General features: G+C 68.9%; 3 protein-coding genes. All 3 read right to left on the bottom strand.

What is annotated here, in order from left to right:
• Positions 1-53: 53 nt before the first annotated feature.
• Entirely contained in the window at positions 54-608 is a 555-nt protein-coding gene (locus tag G6027_RS11710; protein ID WP_182637335.1) for an NADH-quinone oxidoreductase subunit B, read from the bottom strand.
• Positions 609-633: 25 nt separating this feature from the next.
• Positions 634-993, bottom strand: a complete 360-nt coding sequence (locus G6027_RS11705; protein WP_107747987.1) for an NADH-quinone oxidoreductase subunit A — start codon at positions 991-993, stop codon at positions 634-636.
• 219 nt (positions 994-1,212) lie between these two features.
• The coding region (locus G6027_RS11700; protein WP_182637334.1) for a hypothetical protein at positions 1,213-1,499 on the bottom strand (287 nt) is incomplete at its 5' end.

The raw sequence follows: 1,499 nt of genomic DNA, 5'->3' as shown, positions 1-1,499 counted from the left end.
GGCCTCGGGGTTCCGGTCGCGGCCGTCAGGGGCGTCGGAGGTCGGGCGGCCGGTCACGGGAACATCCCCTCGACGGGGATGAGCGGGCGCTGGTCGAGGGCCGCCTGCTCCGCCGCGCGGACGGCCTCGGCCCGGTTGGCGCCGAGGGGCATGTGCTGGATCTTGTCGTGCAGGGTGATGATCGCGTGCATGAGCATCTCGGGGCGGGGAGGGCATCCGGGCAGGTAGATGTCCACGGGGACGACGTGGTCGACGCCCTGGACTATCGCGTAGTTGTTGAACATCCCGCCCGAGGACGCGCACACGCCCATCGCCAGCACCCACTTGGGCTCGGCCATCTGGTCGTACACCTGGCGCAGGACCGGGGCCATCTTCTGGCTGACCCGGCCGGCGACGATCATCAGGTCGGCCTGGCGGGGCGAGGCCCGGAACACCTCTGTCCCGAACCGGGCCAGGTCGTAGCGGCCGCCACTGGTGGCCATCATCTCGATCGCGCAGCACGCCAGTCCGAAGGTGGCGGGCCAGAGCGACCCCTTGCGCATGTAGCCCGCGAGTTGCTCGACCGTGGTCAGCAGGAACCCGCTCGGCAGTTTCTCTTCCAGTCCCATGATTGTCTCCTCCTCCCGGTTCCGGTCAGTCCCAGCTCAGTCCGCCCCGACGCCACTCGTAGGCGTAGGCGACGGAGACGTTGAAGACGAACAGGGCCATCGCGGCCAGCCCGAACAACCCGAGGTTGTCGAAGTGGACGGCCCACGGGTAGAGGAAGAGGATCTCGATGCCGAAGATGATGAACAGCATCGCGGTGAGGTAGTACTTCACCGGGAACCGTCCGCCGCCGACGGGCTGCGGGGTGGGCTGGATGCCGCACTCGTAGGCCTCGAGCTTCGCCCTGTTGAACCGGCTCGGACCGGCCAGCGAGGAGACCAGGGAGGAGAAGACGGCAAAGGCGACGGCGACGGCCCCGAGGGCCAGGATCGGCACGTACTCGTTCATCGCGTCACTCCTCGCGTGTTCCTCGAGAAGGCACCTGTGGGCACACTTCTCCTGCAACCGCATGGGATCGCCGGCGACCGGCTGTGGTGGGGTCACGGCCCGCCGTCTCCCTGTCAGATCGGGGTGTCCCGACCATCGACTGTGACTCTACTCACATTGCTTTGACGAGTGTCTGGGGTTTCGGCAGACCGCCTTTCGGCGGTCTGTGGCGGCGGGAGCTCAGGTCGGCGCGAGGAGCGAGGTGACCGTGTCCCGCAGACGTAGCGGATCGATCGGGTGCGAGACCGACGCGTCGGCCCGGGACCAGTCGGCCAGCCAGCGGTCGTCCGCGCGCCCGATCAGCACGAGGATCGGGGGGGTGTGGTCGAGCTCGTCGCGCAGCTGCTTGGCCAGGCCCAGTCCGCCGGTGGGGGCGGCCTCGCCGTCGAGGATCGCCAGGTCGATCCCGCCGGCGTCCATGGTGTCGAGCACCACCGCCGCCGTGGCCACCTCGAGGTAGTCCAGCC

The organism is Dietzia sp. SLG310A2-38A2 (assembly GCF_014145095.1).
Lineage (GTDB): Bacteria > Actinomycetota > Actinomycetes > Mycobacteriales > Mycobacteriaceae > Dietzia.
Note: the sequence above shows the minus strand (reverse complement) of the source record. Positions and strands in the feature narration are given on the sequence as shown.